Raw genomic sequence first — 14,125 nt, forward strand, 5'->3', positions numbered from 1 at the left:
GCCTCCGCGGGCTCAATACTGGACGGAAAGCGTCGCCACGATGGCATTCTCGTGGTAGTCGCGGTTGTCGAACACGCCGATGCGGCCCTTGGAGTGGCGCAGGTCGAGCGATCCGTTGATCTTGGTGTTGAAGCGGTTGCTCAGGCCCACGTTCAGCTGGCGGATGTCGTTGGTGATGCCGGTCCGCAGCGATTTCACCTTCGCGCCGTACAGGCTGGCGTGCGCCGAGGTCCGCGTGGACAGCTTGTAGTCGGCATTCACGTTGGCGCCGCGCTGGTCCGTGTCTTCGTTCAGGGAGCTCAGCTGCGTCGGCAACAGCGTGCTGTCTTCCTGCTGCAGCGACAGGGCGGCGGTCCGTTCCTTGAACACGGACAGCAGCAGGCTGCTGCGCGCGCCCTTGAACGTGACCGAGCCCTGCAAGCGCTTGTTGCGCATGTAGCGGTTGCTCAGGTAGTTGATGCTGTCGACCAGCGTGGGCGGCAGGCCCGTCTGCGCCATATAGGCCTGCACGACCTGCGCGCGCACGACCGGGTCGGGATACGCCCCGGCGAACAGGCGGCTCAGCATCGCGGCCGTGTCGAGCGCGGCCGGCAGCAGGAATTGCGAGCGCGTCGTGGTGACGATGTCGGCATAGGTCAGCGCCCAGATGCTGCGCTGGGTGCGGTAGCTGGCGTCGAACGATCCGGTCTTGCCGAAGTAGCGGTGGCCGAACGAGGCCTGGACCTTGGTGCGCGTCGACGGTTGCCAGATGAAGCCGCCCGACCAGCTGGGGCCGCTCGTGTTTTCGGACAGCGCGCGGTATTCGTACTTGTCGTAGCCGACGGTGGAGGTCAGGCTCAGGTGCGACGCGACGAGGTACTGCAGGCCCGCCAGGCTGTTCTCGGTCGTCGTATCGCCGGTGCGCTGGGCGCTCATGTCCTGGTGCGAATAGTGCACGTTCCAGCCGAGATCGGTGAATGCGGGGCCGCTGACCAGGTCGATCGCGCGCGTGCTGGCCAGGCTGTTGCCGAAGCCGGCGCTGCCGCCTCCCTCGACCGAATCGCGCGCCAGGCGCGCCGTCATCGTGGCCGTCGCGCCGAACCGGTGGCGCAGGTAGGGGCTGATGCTCCAGGTGCGGATGTCCGCGCCGTTGTTGGCCGTGTACGAATTGTTCGGCACCGGGCCGAACGCCGACACCGCCTGGCGCGACCCGCTGGCGCTGGCGTCCACGTACAGCAGTTCCTTGACGGCGATGGCCTCGGCCGTCATCTGGTAGCGGCGGTCGCTGTTGCGCACATTGGGCGTATCGGTGTTGCTGTACGCGTATTTGCGCCATTCCGCGCTGGCGTTGAACTTGAGGCGAGGGCCGATGCTTGCGACGCTCAGGCTGGGCGCCGCTTCGCTGACGAAGCTGCCGTGCGCCTGTTCGTCGGCCAGGTTGCCGATGTTGTCGGAATACGATTCACGCAGCTGGACGACGGGCGTGACTGTCCATTCCGCCCGGCAGTCGTTCGACAGCAGCAGCGCCGCCAGCGCAAGCGGCGTGAGCCGGAGCGCGGCACTGCCAGGCCATTTGACCAACCGGTGAGCGGACAAATTAGCCGTAGTGATAGTCATACGTTTCTTCGATGCCGGGGAAGTCCCTGGTCTTGTTATAGATGAGATTGACGTTCGGGTAGCCTTCCAGCTGGTGCAGGGCTTCCTTGACCGCGTGCTGGGTCGTCGTCTGGGCTTCGACCACCATCACGATCTGTCCCATGTGCGAGGCCAGCACGCGCGATTCGCTCGTCAGCAGCAGCGGCGGCGAATCGAAGATCACGATGCGGTCCGGATAACGGTTGGCGATCTCGTTCACCAGCGTGCTCATGGCCGAGCTGGCCAGCAGTTCGGTCGCGCGCGGCGTGCTGGTGCCGGCCGGCAGGATCGACAGCGTATCGACGTTCGTGCGCAGCATGACGTCGGCCATGTCGATCTTGTCGTCCAGCAGGATGTCCATCAGGCCGCGGTGCGCGGGCAGGCCGAGCGAACGCAGCACCGACGGGCGCGCGACGTCGGCGTCGACGAGCAGCACGGTGTGGTCGAGTTCCATCGCGATGCTCATCGCCAGGTTGATCGCGCAATAGGTCTTGCCTTCGCCCGGCAGCGAGCTGGTCACCATGATCAGGTTGCCCGGCTTTTCGCCGGTGGCGCGTTCGGCGAACGCGCGCTGCAGCAGCGGGCGCTTGATGACGCGGAAGTCTTCCAGCAGGCGCGTGCGGCCGCCGGCCGCCGTGACCATGCCCAGGTCGCGCATGCGGTTCAGGTCCAGCTCGACGCGGCGGGTCGAAAATTTCTGCGCGGGGCGCGGATCGGCATCGGCCGCTGCGGGCGCCGCTGCGGGCGCGGCCGCGGGTTTGGCCGATTCCGGCGGCGCGACAGGCGCCAGGGCCACGGGGGCGTTCGGCGCGGCTGCGCCGGCCGCTTCGATGGCGTCGACCGCGGCCGTTTCCGCCGACTTGGCGACGGCGGGCGCGTTGCGCTGCAGGTCGATCCGGCTTGCCGCTTTTTCGATGATGCTCACGGTGTACTCCTTAATCTTAAAGCGTGGGGCGGACCAGGATTGCGGCCATCCCGATGCCATAGGCACTGAACAGCAGCAGCACGGATCCCCCGAGCGCGACCAGGCGGCGCTTGCGCTTGACGGTCTGCTCCGGCGTCCAGTTCATGCCGATCGAGCCGAGCACCGGCAGGCCGGTCACTTCGCGCAGCGTGCTCTGGCTCAGGAACGTCGGACGCAGTTGGCTCATCAGGAACGCGACGGCCAGGCCGGCGATGAGGGCGCCGGCGAACACCAGCGAGAACAGGCGCAGGCGGTTCGGGCCGCTCGGATGGTTCGGCACGGTCGGCGGATCGATCACGCGGAACGTCAGCATGTCGGTGGCGGACGACAGGTCACCCGACAGGCGCGCCGATTCGCGGCGTTCGACCAGCTTCTGATAGTTTTCGCGGTTGACCGTATAGTCGCGGTTCAGCTGGGCGAACTGGGCCTCGATTTCCGGCGCCGTCGTGCTCTGGCTGCGCAGGCGTGCCGCGCGGTTCTCGTATTCGGCGACGCGGGCCCGCATCGACGCCACGCGCGCCTCGGCCTGCGACAGCGCCACGTTCAGCTGCTGCAGCATCGGGCTGTAGCTGGCGCCCGGGTCGAGGCTGCGCTTCTTGTTCTTGGCCAGGTCGGCCTTCTGCGCCAGCAACTGGTCGAGCAGGCGGCGGTTGGCGATCACGTCCGGATGCTGTTCCGTGTACTGCAGGCGCAGCATGTCCAGGTTCTTTTGCGCGGTCGCGATGCGGGCTTCCAGTTCCGGGTCCACGAGGGCCGGGTCGACCGTCACGGTGCCCGGCTTGGCCGGTTCGCCGTCGATCTGGTGGCGGATCGCGTTGCGTGCCTGTTCCGCTTCGGCCAGTTCGAGCTTGGCCTGGCTCAGCTGGTCGTTCGCCTGCAGCAACTGGCCGCCGAAGTCGCCGCTGCCGCCGCCTTCGCGCGGGAGCATGCCCAGGTTCTTGAGCTTGAATTCCTTCAGCGAATTCTCGGCCGCGGCCAGTTTTTCTTCATAGGTCTTGATCTGGTCGTCGATGAACTGGACCGCCTTTTCCGAATCCTGCTTCTTGCCGCTGAAGCTGCCTTCGACGAAGATCGTCAGCAGGGACTGGACGACGTCCTTGCCCAGCTTGGGATTGTCGGCGACATAGGTCAACGTGTAGATGTCGTCGCGCTCCGTGCCGGTGACCTTGATCTGCGACATCAGTTCATCGACGATCTTGTCGTGTTCCTTGGTGTCCTTGGCCTTGACGTCGAGGTCGACCATGCGCATCAGGCGTTCGACGTTCGGACGACTGATCAGCGTACGGCGCATGAACATGACTTGCTGCTCCAGGTTGGGCACGGTCGTCATGCTCGACAGCAATGGTTTCAGGATGCTCTGCGTGTCGACATAGACGCGTGCCGATGCTTCGTACTGATTGGGCAGGCGCAACACCACCGCCCAGCCGATCAGTGCGACAACCCAGGTAATGACGACGGCATGCCAACGGTATTTGCCAATCGCCTTGAGGAAGTTAAGAAGTACGGCTGTGATCTCTGCCATCTCGTCAGTCTCGCCATGAACGGCCCGCTACCTTTTCGGGAGGGGCCAAAAAAATAATCAAATACCTCGCATGATCGCTTGTACCCCGAGCAATTGCAATTACACGCGAGAAAAATATGGTGAGCTCATTCGGAAGTGCCTCATCTGCAACACTAATGCCACCAAGCAATCTGAGGACCAAGCGGGTTTTTGCTTAACATCCATGAATTATTAGCACGGATTTAATAAAAATCCGTTAAACCGTTGTATGCCTTCAACGCCAGCGCAGTGCGTTGAGCGATCTCATCGCGTAGACTAGCGGCGCAGCAATTGCTCAAGTTCAAGCGCTTTATTGTAATGTCTAAAATGCAAAAAGGGGTGCACGGTTGATGCCGCTTCGAAATAGGGAGCGTGCTCCCGTCAACCCGTCTTTCCATCCCCGGCGGCGCCGGATAGCGGCCGTGCTGGGCGTACTCGCGCTGTCCGCCTGCGTCCTGCCGGGGCTGGCCGCGGCAACCGACCTGCGGGCGATCGTCCCGACCATCAAACGTTCCGTCGTGGGTGTCGGCACGTTCGAGCGGACCCGCAGCCCGTCGACGGTCTTCGTCGGTACCGGTTTCGTCGTCGGCGACGGCCTGGACGTCATCACCAACGCCCACGTCGTCCCGGTCAGGCCGGCCGACGGCAACGTCGAACAGCTCGGCATCGTGCTGCCGGATGGCGAAGGCGTGCGCTTCCGGCCGGCCGAGCTGGTGGCGCGCGACAACGAACACGACCTGGCCCACCTGCGCCTCAGCGGCACGCCCCTGCCCGCGCTCGAACTGGGCGATTCGGACACGGCCCAGGAGGGGCAGGAACTGGCGTTGACGGGTTTCCCGCTCGCGATGGCGCTCGGGCTGCACGCGGCCACGCACCGGGCCCTGCTGGCGGCCATCACGCCCATCGTCCGGCCTTCGCTCGGCGCACGCAGCCTCGATCCGCGCCAGATCGCGGCCCTGCAACGCGCGCCCTTCAATATCTTCCAGCTCGACGGGACGGCCTATCCCGGCAACAGCGGCAGCCCGGTGTACGATCCCGCCACCGGCAAGGTGCTGGGCGTGATCAATGCCGTGTTCGTGAAAGGGCTCAAGGAGACGGCGATCACGGCGCCGAGCGGGATCACGTATGCCATCCCCGCCAACTATGTGCGGGCGCTGCTGCAGAAGAAGTAGGCAGAAAAGCGGCGCGCGCGTCATGATCAAACACAATTTCTATTGTGCGCAGTCTTTTCGTTGGGCACTATGTTATACAATACGAAGCTGTTAATGGCTTTATAACAACGGCTTTACCGAAAGGGATCTGACGTGGGCAAGTACAAGGCGAACCTGGTGAAACATTCGGCGATCTTGTTCGCCGCCGCATGCGCGCTGGCGCTGGGTGGTTGCGCAACGCGCGGCCAACAGCCGATCGAGACGCAGGTGACCGACAGCCAATACCTGATCGGGCCGGGAGATGCCGTCAACATCATCGTCTGGCGTAATCCGGAAGTGTCGATGTCGGTGCCGGTGCGTCCGGACGGCAAGATCACGACGCCGCTCGTCGAAGACCTGCCGGCCGCGGGCAAAACCTCGACCGCGCTCGCGCGCGACATCGAAAAAGCCCTGTCCAAGTACATCCAGCAGCCCGTCGTCACCGTCGTCGTGACGACCTTCGTCGGCAATTACGACGAGCAGATCCGCGTGATCGGCCAGGCCACGAAGCCGCAGGCGCTGCCTTACCGCCGGAACATGAGTTTGATGGACGTGATGATCGCCGTCGGCGGCACCACGGAATTCGCGGCGGGTAATCGCGCCAGCCTGATCCGGAACGTGGACGGCAAACAACAACGGTTCAACGTTCGCCTCGACGACCTGATCAAAGAGGGTGACATTTCGGCCAACGTGCCGATGCGTCCGGGTGACGTTCTGGTCATTCCAGAAAGTTTCTTCTGACAACAACGTCCGTCGATATTTTTTACATCACCCAGGGTTCCAACATACAATAGTAGTTGCTGGGTGGTACGGCACCAAAATAAGCGCCTGATTTTAATGTAAGTTTTTCTTGCTGGCAGCATGCTGGCGCAGAACTTGCTTGTTCAGGTACTGGTCGCCCTCAGTGAGAGCGACAACATTTTGGGGAACGCACGTGGCTACCGAAAATCAAAATAACGACAAGATTGAAACGGCGCCGTCCTTGACTCAACGGGGCGCGGCCCGCCGTCGCCTGGCCAAAATCGGCATGGGCGCCGGGGTTCTGGCGACGCTGGAAAGCAAGTCGGCGATGGCATCGATGGTCTGCCGAGCGCCGTCGGGTTCGCTGTCGAACGGCCTGGCCGCCAGCCATTACGCGAACGGGAAGGCGCCTGCCTGTAACGGATTATCGCCGGGCTACTGGAAGCAGCCGCAACATGCATGGCCGGTGTCGCGCGACCTGATGTTCACGAGCGTGTTCTACGCGGTCGGCAACGGCTCGGCCTGCCCGGTCCGGGCTGCGTCGTACAGCAACGGCGACTACTACAAGCCGGGGTCGTACTTCTGCGCCAAGCTGGATGACATGCTGAACCCGCAGGACTTCGACAACAACAATGTCGGCATGCACCTGGTGGCGGCTTACCTCAACCTGCAGGCGAAGTACATCGACTTCATCGAACTCACCGACCTGCAGACCATGTGGAGCGAGTTGCAGACCACGGGCCGCTACAGCCCGACCGCCGGCGTGTACTGGGATAATGCCCAGGTCGCTAACTACCTCAGCTCGATTCACGACTGACGGGCGGCGACACGCATGTGGCGTTTGACGCCTGGCCAGGCGCTGGCCTGCCGGGAATGGGATGGGGAAGCCGTGCTGTACAACGACTTGTCGGGCAGTACCCACCTGCTGGATGGCGCCGCGCTCGACCTGTTGCTCGCCCTGCGCGACGAACCCGCCGATGCCGCCACGCTGGCCGGCCGCCTGGCCGAACGCTTCGATGCCGGCGACGATGACCTCGTTTCCCTGATCGACGAGATGCTGGCCGCGCTGGCCGGGCTGGACCTGATCGAACCATGCTGACGGTCGGTTCGCTGTCGCGCGCCGAACTGCGGGCGCGCCTGTCCGGCGCCGGCCTCGTGTTGCGCACGGGGCCCTTCGCCAACCGCATCCGCAGCGACGTCCCGCCATTGATCGACAGCCTTGCGCTGATGTATGCCGATTATCCGGTCGAGCCGGACGGCGGCTTCGTCGACTTCCACCTCGATTTGCGGCGCTCGGGCGGCCTGCGCCGCTGGTACCGTTCCCAGGTTCATTTTGCGTACGACGGCACGACGCCGTTCCAGCCGCTGCCGCTGGGGCAAGCGTATCCGATGCTGGAATGGACGATGAACTGGTGCGTCTCGCACCGCGCCCACGGCTATCTGATCATCCACGCGGCCGTGCTCGAAAAACATGGCCGCGCGATCATCCTGCCGGCGCCGCCCGGTTCCGGCAAGAGCACCCTGACGGCCGCCCTGCTGGGACACGGCTGGCGCCTGCTTTCGGACGAGATGACCCTCGTGCACCTCGACGACGGCGTGCTCGTGCCGCTGCCGCGCCCCGTCAGCCTCAAGAATGCCTCGATCGACATCATCCGCACCTTCCGTCCCGACGCCGTGCTGAGCCGCCCCGTGGAAGAAACCACCAAGGGGACGATCGCCCATCTGAAGGCGCCGCCGGACAGCATCGCCCGCGCCCTTGAGCCGGCCCGGCCGGCCTGCATCGTGTTCCCGCGCTGGGAGGCCGGCGCCGCCATCGCATTGGAACCGTTGCCGAAAGCGCGCGCCTTCATGCAGGTGGCCGACAACAGCTTCAATTACCAGGTGCTGGGCGCACGCGGTTTCATGGCGCTCGGCCGGCTGATCGACGCCAGCGATGCGTACACGTTCCGCTACAGCAGCCTGCCTGACGCGATGACACTGTTCGACCGCCTGGCGCAGGGAGAGGCATGATGCGCCTGCCCGTACTGGTGCGCGTGCTGCGCGATCCGGCCGTCGCGCACGGCCTGGACGCCGCGGGCTGGGACTTGCTGCTGCGCCAGGCCGACGCCGCCAACCTCGATGCGTTCCTGCTCGTGCTGCTGGAAGATGCCGGCCTGCTGGACACGGTCCCCGCCGCGCCGCGCGCGCACCTGGAGTGGACGCGCGCGGGCGCGGCCGGCCATGCCCGCGCCGCGCGCTACGAAGTCCGCCAGATCGGCCGGGCGCTGGCGGGTCTGGGATTGCCGCTGATCCTGCTCAAGGGTGCCGCGTATGCGATGGCCGGCCTGGATGCCGGCCGCGGACGGCTGTTTTCCGACATCGACATCCTCGTGCCCAAGACGCGCCTGCCCGAGGTCGAGGCGGCCCTCATGATGCACGGCTGGATCACCACCCACCACGATACCTACGACCAGCGTTACTACCGGGAATGGATGCACGAGCTGCCGCCGATGCAGCACGCCCGGCGCGGCAACTCGATCGACGTGCACCACGCGATCCTGCCGGAGACGGCGCCGGTGCGCCCCGACCCGGACAAGCTGCGCGCCGCGGCCATCCCGATCGCCGGCGCGCCCGGCCTGGCCACGCTGGCCCCGGCCGACATGGTGCTGCACAGCGCCGTGCACCTGTTCTTCGACGGCGAATTCGACAAGGGCTTGCGCGACCTCGTCGACATGCACCGGCTGCTGGGCGAATTCGGCGCGCAACCCGGGTTCTGGGACGCGCTGCCGGCGCGCGCGCGCGAACTCGAGCTGGGACGGCCGCTGTACTATGCGTTACGCTATTGCCCGCGCCTGCTCGGCACGGTCGTCCCGCCGGCGGTGCAGGCGGCCGTGGCCCCGGCAGGGCCGAATCCGGTCCTGTTGTGGCTGATGGACCGGTTGTTCGGACGCGCGCTGCTGCCGCTGCATGTGAGCTGCGAGGGTATATCCAGCAGCCTGGCGCGCTTTGCGCTGTACGTGCGCGGGAACTGGCTGCGCATGCCGCCGCTGCTGCTGGCGCGGCATCTGTTTCATAAAGCGTTTATCACGAAGCATGACGAGTCGCAGGCGGCCTGAACCTTTTAGGCGCGCCCGGCGACCCCAACAGGAGCGGCCACTGCCGGGGGAATATGTCGGAACCGTTTGATATCGACCAGGACTGGGACGCCGTCGTCGTCGGCACCGGCATGGGTGGCGCCACGCTCGGTTACGCGCTGGCGCGCGCCGGCCGCCGCGTGCTGTTCCTCGAAAAGGGCGCCGCCCACCCGGACCTCGTCGGCCGCTACGCCGAAGACGACTTCCCGCGGCCGGAAGCGCCGCAGCCGGCGCACCGCGACATCCTCGCGCGCGCCGGCCGCTATCCGGACCAGATCGTCGACCGCTCCGGTCCGCGTACCCAGCGCTTCGTGCCCTTCATCGGTTCCGGGGCGGGCGGTTCGAGCGCGCTGTACGGCATGGCGCTGGAGCGTTTCTTTCCCTCCGATTTCGCCGCGGCCGACCACTACCAGGCACCGCCCGGGGCCGATCTGCCGCCGCGCTGGCCCGTCGCCTACGACGAGCTGGCACCGTACTACGACAAGGCCGAGCAATTGTTCCGCGTGCGCGGCACGGCGGACCCGTTGCGTGCGGACGGGCAGCGCGAGCACTTGCTGCAGTCTCCGCCGTTGACGCCGGCGTCCGCGGAACTGTTCGGCTTTTTCGAAGGCCGCGGCCTGCATCCGTACCGGTTGCCGCTGGCCTGCGAGTTCGTGGCCGGCTGCAGCGGTTGCCAGGGTTATCTGTGCGGCCGCGCCTGCAAGAACGACGCCGGCCGGATCTGCCTGGAACCGGCCTTGCGCGACCACGGCGCCCGCCTGCTCGACGATTGCGAGGTCGTGGCGCTGGAAGCCGACCGCAGCCGCGTGACGGGCGTCGTGTGCGAACGACGCGGCGCCCGCTTCACCGTGCGCGCTCCCATCGTGGTGCTGGCCGCCGGCGCCCTCGAGACGCCGCGCATCCTGCTCGGCTCGGCATCCGGCACGTGGCCACAAGGCGTCGCGAACGCGTCCGGCCTCGTCGGCAAATACCTGATGCGCCACCACATCGACCTGTACCTGATCGCGCCGAAGCTCAAGGGTGAGTTCGACAATCGTCAAAAAGAGCTCGCCTTCAACGATTTTTATTTGTTGGACGGACAGAAACTCGGCTCCGTGCAATCCTTCGGCCGCCTGCCGCCGCCGGCCACCCTGGCGGCCTCGGTGGCCGACGACCTGCGCCAGGGACCGCTGCCGTGGGTGGCGCCGTTGTTCAAGCTGGCCAAGCCGTTCGTCACGCCGGTGCTCGACGGGTTCGTGCATCGGCGCATGATCCTCGCGGCGACGCTCGAGGATTTCCCGTATGCCGACAACCGCGTCGAACCGGCGCGCGACGACGCGGAGAACGCCCGCCTGGCCATCGAATACCGCGTGCGCGACGCCGACCGCGCGCGCATCGCGGCGTTTCGCGCGCGGATGCGCGCGGTGCTCGCGGGCTACAGCGTGAAACTGATCAAGCAGGCCGAGAACAACCAGCGCATCGCCCACGTGTGCGGCACATGCCGGTTCGGCGACGATCCCGCACAGAGCGTGCTCGACCGCAATAACCGCGCGCACGGGCTCGCCAACCTGTACGTCGTCGACAGTTCGTTCTTCCCGTCGTCCGGCGGCACCAACCCGAGCCTGACGATCGCGGCGAACGCCCTGCGCGTGGCGGATTATCTGCTGGCGCAGGCCTGACGCGGCTTTATTTATTCATCATCCATCGACAAGGAGATCGCCCATGCGGCTTTCCGACTTAAAAGGCCATTGGGCGCTGGTCACCGGCGCGTCGTCCGGCATCGGCGAGGAATTCGCCCGCCAGCTGGCGCAGGCCGGCATGCGGCTGGTGCTCGTGGCGCGGCGTGAAGAGCGGCTGCTGGCCGTCGTCCAGGCGTTGCGCACGGAGTACGGCGTCGAGGCGCGGGCCATCGTGGCCGACCTGGCCGATCTCGCCGCCGTGGCGCGCATCCGCGCGGAACTCGACGGCGCGGGCATCCGCGTGCGCCTGCTGTGCAATAACGCGGGGGCAGGGCGCTGGGGGCGGTTCGAGGCGACCGATGCGAGCGTCTACGACGAACTCAACACGCTCAACACGACCGCGCTCGTCGCGACGTGCCGCCGCTTCTTCGACCATCTGGCCTCGTTCCCGAGCAGTGCCGTGATCAATGTATCGTCGGCCGCGGCCTACCAGCCGGTGCCGTATATGGCCGTGTACGCGGCGAGCAAAGCCTTCGTGCAGAGCTTCAGCCAGGCGCTGCATGGCGAGTGGAAGGCGCGCGGGATCCTCGTGCAGACCCTCGTTCCGGGCCCGACGGCCACGGAGTTCGACGCCAAGGCCGGCGCCTACGAGAGTGCCCTCGTCGAGCGCGATGCGCCGGCCGACGTCGTGCGGGCATCGCTGGCGGGACTGGAGCGCGACGTGCCGGTCGTGAACGCGGCCAGGGGAACCTACAAGCAGCGCGTGTTTGCCGGGCTGGCGCCGCACGCGATGGTCATCCGCGAAGTCGGCAAGATGTTCAAGCCGCCCGAAGGCAAGTGAAACGGCAATAAAAAAACCGCGGTCGAAACCGCGGTTTTTTCATGAAGCCGGTCCGGCAGGCGGATTAGGCCTTCGGAGCGCGACGACGACGCTGTGCGCCGACCAGACCCAGCATGCCCATGCCCAGCAGCATCATGGTGCCCGGTTCCGGCAGGGCGAAGGTGTTCGAGCCGTCGACCTTGAAGACGATGTCGTGCGCGGTGTCCACGGTGTAATCCGGGAACAGGGCGCTGCCGCCTTTCTGGAAGTTCAGCGTAGCCGAGTTGCCAGCCGGGAAGTTCAGGTTCGATTCGAAGTTCACGCCGAACAGCAGGTGGGTCACGCCTTGCAGGTAGGCCGGGTCGATGAAGTCGCCAGTCTCGACGATGTCTGCGTTCAGCTTGGTCGAACCCTGGCCGCCGGCGCCAGCGATCGTGAAGGTCGACTGGGTGTTGTTCGGCACGATGGTCAGCAGGGCGATCAGCTGGCCGTCGTCGAAACCGGTGCCGCCGGTGGTCGAGGCGTTGGCGGCGGTGTCGTAGTAGATCGCGACTTTGTTGTCGGCAGCCGTGCCGGCCAGACCGAACGTTGCGGTCGTGCCTGCCAGGCTCGTGACTTTTTCGGTCAGCTTGGCGACGATCGTGAATTCGAAAGCCTTGCCGGCGCCTTTGGTGCCGTTGGCGTTGAAGTCCAGGCCCGAGTCGAACGCGTTCGTCGTGTTGCCGTCGATGCTGGCCAGGTTCGACTGGTACAGGAATTGGAAGTTCTGGCCGACGCTCAGCGGCGAGCCGAACGGGCCGACGCCTTTCGCAACACCGCTACCGGTCGTGTTCCAGTCCAGGGTCGTGGCATCCGATGCCAGGACGTTGGTGCCATCCTTCAGGGTGAAAGCTTGTGCCGACGATGCGGCGAGTGCGAAACCAAGGGCGGCTGCGACCGGGATCAGCTTGCGAAACGACTTCTTCATATTGGCTCCAAGTAATCTGCTGGTTAAATTTGTCGGGGGAGTAGCCCGTTTTGATCGCGGGCTTATACCCAAGCTAAAGCAAGCCCCATGCCAGCCTGTGCTACCCTGTTTAGAATCAAGGACTTAAACAATAAAACAAGAGAAATCGTAAACTGCCGGATGCGTGATGTAAAAAATTCCGACAGTCAATTAATCGACGTCGGAAAGCACGGTGTCGTCGTCGTCCACCCTGTGCGCCGGCGCAAAGCGGTGGAAAGCACGCACCCCTTCCAAAAAGGCGGCCATGCGTTGCGGCGCCGGATAACTGGCGAACGCATCGGCCACCCGCCGCGCCGCGGCCGTCAAGGCCGGATCGTCGAGCATCGCGCGCACCTGGCGTGCCAGTTTCTTCGCGCGGAAGCGATCGGCGCGCAGCAGCGCACCGGCGCCCGCCTTGATGACGCCGCTCATGTTCAGGAACTGGTCGAGATTGCTGGCGACGCCCAGCACCGGCACGCCGGCGGCCAGGGCCTGCTGGCTGGTCGGACTGCCGCCGTTGCACACGACCAAGCTGGCGCGCTGCGCCGCCAGGTCGCCCGGCAGGTAGGGCGCGACGAAGGCGTTCGCCGGCGCACTGGCCACGTCGATCGTCCCGGCGGTGGCCGCGATGACGGTCACCGGCAGCGGCGCCAGTGCTTCCAGCACGAGCGGCAGCAGGCGGCCCTGGCCGGAACTGCCGAGCGTGACGTAGACGATGGGTTTGTCTTGCGGCACTCGGTCCCACCACTCGGGCTTGGCCAGCGGCGGTGCCCAGATGATGGGACCGATATACGCATGCTGCTGCGGCAGGCTTTTCGGCGGGAACAGGTCGGGAACGTCGGCGTACATGCTGTAGTCCGCATCCGTATAGACCTTGCGCAGGTCGGTGCCCAGCGAGGGCAGGCCGTAGTTGCGGCGCACGCGGTTGAGCGGGACGGAATGCGAGGCGAATGCGACCGGACGCGCCATGCGGAAGATCGCATTCGCGATGCGGATCGGCAGCAGGCGCGTCAGCGGGATGTGCGGCACCGCGTAATGCTGCACGACGTACGGGCTCCAGTACGCATTCATCAGCGACACGTAGGGAATCCGGCGCAGCCGCGCGCTGACGGACAGCGACAGGCGGAAGTCGCCGACGACGATGTCGGGACGGACGGCGTCCAGGACGCGCAGGTCGTCTTCCACGTAGCCGGTGAGGGTCGCCGTGTTGTACACCGGCTTGCCGCCCGCGAGCGCATCGAGGAATTGCTGGCTGGGAATGCTGTGGATGGTCCAGCGGGTGAACTGCGTCCCGTTGAAACAGAAGTCATAGCCTTCGGCGCAGGCGAAATGCACGTCGAAGCGCGCGGGATCGAGGGATTGCGCGAGCGCGATGGGACGTCCGACGTGGGCCAGCGTCACGGCTTCCGCAAAGAACAGGATTTTGATACGTTCCATAGGGGCGTTGATCGTGAAAGGGTTGCGGGAACGTGCCAGGCAAACGACGCCGGCGGCGCGGGA

General features: G+C 65.7%; 13 protein-coding genes. 8 read left to right on the plus strand and 5 right to left on the minus strand.

Annotated features, from left to right (window positions below; all coding sequences use genetic code 11):
• Window positions 1-12 precede the first annotated feature (12 nt).
• The 3 genes from U9J41_RS10265 to U9J41_RS10275 are packed head-to-tail and all read right to left on the minus strand — an operon-like array spanning window position 13 to window position 4,100.
• Window positions 13-1,596, minus strand: a complete 1,584-nt coding sequence (locus tag U9J41_RS10265; protein WP_322402095.1) for a TIGR03016 family PEP-CTERM system-associated outer membrane protein — start codon at window positions 1,594-1,596, stop codon at window positions 13-15.
• Window positions 1,577-2,539, minus strand: coding sequence for an XrtA-associated tyrosine autokinase (locus tag U9J41_RS10270; RefSeq protein ID WP_322402096.1), 963 nt, complete (start codon window positions 2,537-2,539; stop codon window positions 1,577-1,579). Before U9J41_RS10270 ends, U9J41_RS10265 begins: the two co-directional genes overlap by 20 nt.
• A gap of 16 nt (window positions 2,540-2,555) precedes the next feature.
• Entirely contained in the window at window positions 2,556-4,100 is a 1,545-nt protein-coding gene (locus tag U9J41_RS10275) for an XrtA system polysaccharide chain length determinant (protein ID WP_322402097.1), read from the minus strand.
• Between the two features lie 440 nt (window positions 4,101-4,540).
• Between U9J41_RS10275 and U9J41_RS10280 the strand changes: the two genes are divergently transcribed.
• From U9J41_RS10280 to U9J41_RS10315, 8 genes are all read left to right on the plus strand, one after another.
• Window positions 4,541-5,290, plus strand: a complete 750-nt coding sequence (locus U9J41_RS10280) for a S1C family serine protease (RefSeq protein WP_322402098.1) — start codon at window positions 4,541-4,543, stop codon at window positions 5,288-5,290.
• 132 nt (window positions 5,291-5,422) lie between these two features.
• On the plus strand, window positions 5,423-6,049 hold the full coding sequence (locus U9J41_RS10285; RefSeq protein ID WP_425260261.1) for an XrtA/PEP-CTERM system exopolysaccharide export protein: 627 nt from the start codon (window positions 5,423-5,425) through the stop codon (window positions 6,047-6,049).
• A gap of 286 nt (window positions 6,050-6,335) precedes the next feature.
• Window positions 6,336-6,866 carry a hypothetical protein gene (locus tag U9J41_RS10290; protein WP_322402099.1) on the plus strand — a complete coding sequence of 177 codons (531 nt, stop codon included), beginning with the start codon at window positions 6,336-6,338 and terminating at the stop codon, window positions 6,864-6,866.
• A gap of 15 nt (window positions 6,867-6,881) precedes the next feature.
• Window positions 6,882-7,148 carry an HPr-rel-A system PqqD family peptide chaperone gene (locus tag U9J41_RS10295; protein ID WP_322402100.1) on the plus strand — a complete coding sequence of 89 codons (267 nt, stop codon included), beginning with the start codon at window positions 6,882-6,884 and terminating at the stop codon, window positions 7,146-7,148.
• Entirely contained in the window at window positions 7,142-8,059 is a 918-nt protein-coding gene (locus tag U9J41_RS10300; RefSeq protein ID WP_322402101.1) for an HprK-related kinase A, read from the plus strand. Before U9J41_RS10295 ends, U9J41_RS10300 begins: the two co-directional genes overlap by 7 nt.
• Complete coding sequence (locus U9J41_RS10305; protein WP_322402102.1) at window positions 8,056-9,144, plus strand: nucleotidyltransferase domain-containing protein; 1,089 nt, start codon at window positions 8,056-8,058, stop codon at window positions 9,142-9,144. The genes U9J41_RS10300 and U9J41_RS10305 overlap by 4 nt, the downstream gene beginning before the upstream one ends.
• Before the next feature lie 53 nt (window positions 9,145-9,197).
• The gene (locus U9J41_RS10310) at window positions 9,198-10,820 is read left to right on the plus strand and encodes a GMC family oxidoreductase (RefSeq protein WP_322402103.1); all 1,623 of its coding nucleotides are present in this window, start codon (window positions 9,198-9,200) and stop codon (window positions 10,818-10,820) included.
• A gap of 43 nt (window positions 10,821-10,863) precedes the next feature.
• Complete coding sequence (locus U9J41_RS10315; protein WP_322402104.1) at window positions 10,864-11,661, plus strand: SDR family NAD(P)-dependent oxidoreductase; 798 nt, start codon at window positions 10,864-10,866, stop codon at window positions 11,659-11,661.
• Window positions 11,662-11,725: 64 nt separating this feature from the next.
• Here the strand turns inward: U9J41_RS10315 and U9J41_RS10320 are convergent, their stop codons facing one another.
• Both U9J41_RS10320 and U9J41_RS10325 read right to left on the minus strand, forming a co-directional pair.
• Window positions 11,726-12,607 carry a PEP-CTERM sorting domain-containing protein gene (locus tag U9J41_RS10320; RefSeq protein WP_322402105.1) on the minus strand — a complete coding sequence of 294 codons (882 nt, stop codon included), beginning with the start codon at window positions 12,605-12,607 and terminating at the stop codon, window positions 11,726-11,728.
• A 189-nt stretch (window positions 12,608-12,796) separates the two neighbouring features.
• On the minus strand, window positions 12,797-14,062 hold the full coding sequence (locus tag U9J41_RS10325; RefSeq protein WP_322402106.1) for a glycosyltransferase: 1,266 nt from the start codon (window positions 14,060-14,062) through the stop codon (window positions 12,797-12,799).
• Window positions 14,063-14,125: the final 63 nt, after the last annotated feature.

The organism is Massilia luteola (genome assembly GCF_034420155.1).
GTDB lineage: Bacteria > Pseudomonadota > Gammaproteobacteria > Burkholderiales > Burkholderiaceae_D > Telluria > Telluria luteola.